This is a genomic window from Sphaerisporangium rubeum, assembly GCF_014207705.1.
GTDB classification, from domain to species: domain Bacteria; phylum Actinomycetota; class Actinomycetes; order Streptosporangiales; family Streptosporangiaceae; genus Sphaerisporangium; species Sphaerisporangium rubeum.
This window is the reverse complement of record NZ_JACHIU010000001.1, coordinates 5,982,038-5,986,388: the sequence shown is the minus strand read 5'-3', so window position 1 is coordinate 5,986,388 and position 4,351 is coordinate 5,982,038. Positions and strand designations below refer to the sequence as shown.

The 4,351-nt window shown below is 66.7% G+C and carries 6 protein-coding genes; 3 read left to right on the top strand and 3 right to left on the bottom strand.

From position 1 onward, the window contains the following. The first annotated feature begins 33 nt into the window (after positions 1-33). From BJ992_RS25500 to BJ992_RS25490, 3 genes are all read left to right on the top strand, one after another. Positions 34-435: a DUF3224 domain-containing protein gene (locus BJ992_RS25500; protein WP_184985205.1), complete on the top strand. Its 402-nt coding sequence runs from the start codon at positions 34-36 to the stop codon at positions 433-435. Positions 436-572: 137 nt separating this feature from the next. Continuing rightward, positions 573-1,655, top strand: a complete 1,083-nt coding sequence (locus tag BJ992_RS25495) for a flavin-containing monooxygenase (protein WP_184985203.1) — start codon at positions 573-575, stop codon at positions 1,653-1,655. Positions 1,656-1,657: 2 nt separating this feature from the next. Beyond that, positions 1,658-2,200: a DUF1697 domain-containing protein gene (locus BJ992_RS25490; protein WP_184985201.1), complete on the top strand. Its 543-nt coding sequence runs from the start codon at positions 1,658-1,660 to the stop codon at positions 2,198-2,200. 14 nt (positions 2,201-2,214) lie between these two features. Here the strand turns inward: BJ992_RS25490 and BJ992_RS25485 are convergent, their stop codons facing one another. The 3 genes from BJ992_RS25485 to BJ992_RS25475 all read right to left on the bottom strand — a co-directional run bounded on the left by BJ992_RS25485 (position 2,215) and on the right by BJ992_RS25475 (position 4,320). After that, positions 2,215-2,862, bottom strand: coding sequence for a pyridoxamine 5'-phosphate oxidase family protein (locus BJ992_RS25485; protein ID WP_184985199.1), 648 nt, complete (start codon positions 2,860-2,862; stop codon positions 2,215-2,217). Positions 2,863-2,930: 68 nt separating this feature from the next. Next, complete coding sequence (locus BJ992_RS25480) at positions 2,931-3,641, bottom strand: alpha/beta fold hydrolase (protein ID WP_184985197.1); 711 nt, start codon at positions 3,639-3,641, stop codon at positions 2,931-2,933. 163 nt (positions 3,642-3,804) lie between these two features. After that, complete coding sequence (locus BJ992_RS25475) at positions 3,805-4,320, bottom strand: P-loop NTPase family protein (protein ID WP_184985195.1); 516 nt, start codon at positions 4,318-4,320, stop codon at positions 3,805-3,807. Between the last annotated feature and the right edge of the window lie 31 nt (positions 4,321-4,351).

Genomic DNA, 4,351 nt, shown 5'->3' with positions numbered 1-4,351 from the left:
CGGACAGGACGCGACCAACGGAAAGGAGAGAGTATGTCGACCCAGAGCAAGGGCACCTACCAGATCACCGGCTGGGACGAGAAGCCCTATTCGCAGGAGAAGGGCCAGGCCACGCTCGCCAAGGCCCGCGTCACCAACACCTTCGACGGTGACATCCAGGGCGAAGGCGTCGCCGAGTACCTCCTCGTCTACCCCAAGGGGGAGGGCGACGCCAGCTTCATCGGCCTCCAGGAGGTCAACGGCACCGTCAACGGCCGCAAGGGCTCGTTCGTCCTCGCCATCGACGGCACCTTCGCCAACGGCCAGGCCAAGGGCGACTGGACCGTCGTCGACGGCTCCGCCAAGGGCGAGCTGGAAGGCCTCAAGGGCAAGGGTGGCTTCGTGTCCACCTCCGGCGGCGCCGTCGAGCTGCACCTCGGCTGGACCATCGTCTAGACGCCTGCGCATCGGATACGCGGGGTGGCACGGCCACCCCGCGTATCGGCGTCTCCGGGGTGCTCAGTGTTGAGCAGCCCTCTCACCTCCACCGCGCGACGATGGCCTGGACGACCGTACGAAGGGAAGCGTTGACCATGGCTGAGCGCACAGAGGTGATCGTCGTCGGTGGCGGCCAGAGCGGGCTCGTCGCCGGCTACTACCTGAAGAAGGCCGGTATCCCGTTCGTCATCCTCGACGAGGAGACCCGTCTCGGGGAGGCCTGGCGGCGGCGCTGGGACTCGCTGAAGCTGTTCACCATCGCCGAGTACTGCGCGCTCCCCGGCCTCCGCTTCCCCGGCAACAAGAACCACTTCCCCGGCAAGGACGAGATGGCCGACTACGTCGAGGCCTACGCGCGCGAGCACGACCTCCCTGTCCACCTCGGCACCAAGGTCACCTCCCTCGATCCGATCGAGGACGGCTACCGCCTCCAGACCAGCCGCGGCGTCTACGAGGCCCCGCAGGTCATCATCGCCACCGGCGCCTACCGCCTGCCGAAGGTCCCCGACCTCGCCGCCGGCCTCAGCGACGACGTCTTCCAGATCCACACCGGCGCGTACCACAACCCGTCCCAGATCCCCGGCCAGACCGTCGTGGTCGTCGGCGCCGCCAACTCCGGCGCGCAGATAGCCCCCGAACTCACCCGAACCCACCGCGTCCTGCTCTCCCAGGGCTCCCACCTGCCGGCCTTCGGCCGCAAGTTCCTCGGCAAGGGCCTGCACTGGTGGGGCGACAAGTTCGGCCTCATCTCCAAGCCCCTGATCGGCGAACGCGACCGCCTGCACAAGAAGACCATCCTCGTCGGCCCGAGCCTCAAGAAGATCTCCCGCAAGTACGGCGTGGAGCTGGTCGGCCGCACCATCGCCTGCGAGGGGAACACCGTCCGCTTCGAGGACGGCCGCTCCGTGGAGACCGACGCCGTCGTCTGGGCCACCGGCTTCCAGTACGACTACTCCTGGGTCCACGCTCCGATCCACGACCAGGCAGGCACCCCCGTACAGGAGCGTGGCGTGACGCAGGCCCCCGGCCTGTACGTCCTCGGCATGCAGTGCCAGTACTCCTACGGTTCGGCTCTCATCTGGTGGGTAAAGGACGACGCGTCCTACCTGGTAGACCAAATAAAGGCGTACCGCCCCCGCCACACCGCGACCGCAGGAGCCCGACCCCAGAGAGGCTGAGCATGGCCACAACCCGACAAGTCGCCCTACTCCGCGGCATCAACGTCGGCAAGAACAAACAGGTCCCCATGCCGGCCCTCCGCGACCTGATCGAATCCCTGGGCTTCGAGGACGTCAAGACCCACCTCCGCAGCGGCAACATCGTCTACACCACCGACAAGTCCCCCGCCACCGCCGCCAAGAAAATAGAGACGGCCCTGGAAAAAGACATGTCCGTGAAGTCCGCCGTCCTCACCAGAACCCACGACGACCTGGCCGCGATAATAAAGTCCAACCCCCTCGGCGACGTGGCCGACAACCCGTCCCTCTACCTGGTCACCTTCCTGGCGGAGAAGCCGAAGGCCAAACCCCTGAAGGACCTCGACCCCGAAGACTTCACCCCCGAGGTCTTCAAACACGAGGGCCAGGAAATCTACACCTGGTCCCCCGACGGCGTCCGCAACGCCAAACTCACCTACCAGTACTGGGAGAAACTCCTCGGAGTGACCGCCACGGCCCGCAACTGGCGCACCGTGACCAAACTCCTGGACATGACCTCGACCTGACCCCCGGTCCGGCCTCAGCCCCCGCCGCCGGCGAGCTGTTCCCGCAGGCGGCGGTTCTCCTCACGCAGCTCCTCGACCTCCGTGTGCAGCTGCTCAAGCACCGGCTTCAGCTCGTCCGCCGTCCAACGCCGCGTGATGTGCTGCGGACAGTTCCAGTCGAACCCGGCCACTCGCACGGTGACGACCCGCTCGACGCGTGAGTGGTAGCCAGGCAGCGCGACCTGCTCCATGAGCAAAGCCGCCTCCTCCGCGCGCGCGTCGAGAATACGGGCCTCACCCAGGATCTTCAGCCGCTGCCGTCCGGCGTAGTCCATGAGGAATAGCGACACACGATCCGAAGCCCTGAGATTGCCGGCCGAAATGTACTGCCTGTTCCCGCGGAAGTCCCCCCACCCCAGCACACTCGCACCGTCCTCGACGCCGAGCACCTTCAAGAACCCCGGCGGACCCCCGCGATACTGGACGTACGGCCACCCGGTCTCGCCGACCGTGCCGAGATAGAAGCCGTCCCGCTCACCGATGAACTCGATCTCCCCCTCGCCGAGCACCCCGTCGGTATGCCAGCCCGCCATCATGCGCCGCATGGCGCTACGGCTGCCGTACTCCTCCTGCACCGCCTCCACCGACGGTGTGGTCAACTCGGCCAGATAACGGTGCGGCATGTGACGGCCTTCCCTCGGCGATGTACACCCCTGGCGGCGCCGAGCCGGGGGAGGCGACAACAAGCCGCTCAGACGCCGGCGGCCCGCAGAATCAGGTCAGCGGTCTCGTCCGGACGAGAGGCGAACACCGCGTGCGAAGCGCCTTCGATACCGACGACCTCGCTACCGGCACGCTCCGCCATGAAACGCTGCGCGTCCGCCGGAATGTTCCTGTCCGCACCGGCCACCAGAAAGAAACTCGGCAGCTCGGCCCACGCCTGCGTCCCCTCAGCCGCCTCGTACAGCGCCGCCCCCGTGATCGGCCGCTGCGTGGCCGCCATCACCCGCGTCACCTCCTCAGGCACATCCGCAGCGAACTGCTCCCCGTAAAGCTCCTGCGCGACATACAGATCCTGGCCACCGTCCCCCAACGGCACCGGCCGCAACGTCTCAGCCAGCGTGCTCCCAGGAAACTTCCCCGACAGACTCGCCGCACTGTCCCCCGCCTCCGGAACGAACGCCGCGACGTACACCAACGCCACCACGTTCCCGGCCCCCGCCGCGGCCTTACTGATCACCATCCCCCCATAGGAATGCCCCACCAGCACAACATCCCCCTCGACCGCGTCCACCAGAGCCCGAACCTGCGCGGCGTCATAAGCCACCGACCGCAACGGATTGGCCGCCGCCACCACCTGAACCCCCCGAGCCTGCAACCGCTCGACCACGGGCCCCCACCCCCCCGACTCCGCGAACGCTCCGTGCACCAGAACAACGGTCGGCTTCGTACCAGCGGTCATGGCTTTCCTCCTGGGATTTCCCGTCTTCGTGCTGACAGGCCCCATGGTCACCTGAACACACCGGCACCGACATCAGTCAAATGACCGTCATTCCACCCCGTCCCCGTCCGCGACGAGTGGCCCGACTAGGGGGACATCTCGCCACCGGCCAGTGACCCAGCCCTCATCGCCAGGCCGCTTCCATGACCTGGTCGAGCAACCGGTTGATCTCCGCTCGACTGCGGCAGATGTGTACAGACGCATGTCCGGCGTGCTGGTCGATGAGTGCGCGGACCCGCGGAGCCATGGTGCGCCGGTAATTCCACACGTATTTCACGAAGTCCCAGGTGATCCGGTCGTAGACACCGATGCTCCTGTGCTGTCCTCTGCCGTGCCGTAGCCGACGTCGCAGAATTCCCCAGAGACAGGTCATCGCGGACAGGTCCAGAAACATGACCGTGTCGGCGGCCTTGAGGCGGATGCTCAAGGTAGAGGCGTAGTTCCCGTCGATCACCCACGCGGACGCGGAGACCAGTTGCTCCTGCACGGCAGCGAACCGTTCCTGCGAGAGACCCCGCCACTCGTCGTCGTAGTACACGACATCCAGGTGCGTGACAGGAACATCGAGTAGCGCACCGAGCCGACGGCCGACGGTGGTCTTACCGCTACCGCCACAGCCGATGACCACGACCCTGCGCATGGTGCGTCACGCTACCGAACCCGTCGAACCC

Excerpts from the sequence above, each read along its gene's own strand:
- BJ992_RS25500 (WP_184985205.1), top strand. The coding sequence starts at position 34 with ATGTCGACCCAGAGCAAGGGCACCTACCAGATCACCGGCTGGGACGAG.
- BJ992_RS25495 (WP_184985203.1), top strand. The coding sequence starts at position 573 with ATGGCTGAGCGCACAGAGGTGATCGTCGTCGGTGGCGGCCAGAGCGGG.
- BJ992_RS25490 (WP_184985201.1), top strand. The coding sequence starts at position 1,658 with ATGGCCACAACCCGACAAGTCGCCCTACTCCGCGGCATCAACGTCGGC.
- BJ992_RS25485 (WP_184985199.1), bottom strand. The coding sequence starts at position 2,862 with ATGCCGCACCGTTATCTGGCCGAGTTGACCACACCGTCGGTGGAGGCG.
- BJ992_RS25480 (WP_184985197.1), bottom strand. The coding sequence starts at position 3,641 with ATGACCGCTGGTACGAAGCCGACCGTTGTTCTGGTGCACGGAGCGTTC.
- BJ992_RS25475 (WP_184985195.1), bottom strand. The coding sequence starts at position 4,320 with ATGCGCAGGGTCGTGGTCATCGGCTGTGGCGGTAGCGGTAAGACCACC.